Raw genomic sequence first — 556 nt, 5'->3', positions numbered from 1 at the left:
CCCGCCGCGCCGGCATTCCATCCGCCGGCCATGCCGCAGCGACCGGCCATGGCGCCTCATCCTGCGCCGCACATTGCCGCACCGCCGCCGCGGCCTGCCCCACATTTCGCTGCACCACCACCTCGCGCGGCCCCCCACGTGGCGGCGCCGCGGCCTGAATTCCACCGGCCGCCGGCACCGCAACGCCCGGCCATGGCACCCCGCCCGACGCCGCACATCGCCGCCCCCTCGGCCGCCCCCTCGCGGCCCAGCGGACCGCCGGCTGCGAGCGAGCGGCTGTCGCGGCGAGATCAGATCGAACAGCGGGCGCAGCAGCGCCAGCAGATGGTGCAGCAGCGCCAGCGCGAGGTGCTGTCGCGCCAGACGACGGAACGCCAGACCCGCATCGATCGCCTGCAGCAGCGCGTGCAGCAACTCCAGTCGCAGAAACCGGAAGGCGCGCGGGCGTTGCGCGAGCAGCAACGGACGCTCCAGACACAGAACCGCTTGCTCGAGCGTGAGCAGCGCGCGCAGCAGAGCGACCTGGCGCGCCAGCAGCGGCTTGGCCTCCAGGCCC

1 pseudogene is annotated in these 556 nt (G+C 74.8%); it reads left to right on the top strand.

Annotated elements, in window-relative coordinates:
• Positions 1-192 precede the first annotated feature (192 nt).
• Positions 193-556, top strand: a pseudogene (locus tag A5906_RS43075) (Spy/CpxP family protein refolding chaperone); the annotation flags it as partial.

The sequence above is a fragment of the Bradyrhizobium sacchari genome, from assembly GCF_002068095.1.
Classification (GTDB): Bacteria; Pseudomonadota; Alphaproteobacteria; order Rhizobiales; family Xanthobacteraceae; genus Bradyrhizobium; species Bradyrhizobium sacchari.
The sequence above is the reverse complement of the archived record's forward strand: the minus strand, read 5'-3'. Positions and strand labels throughout refer to the sequence as shown.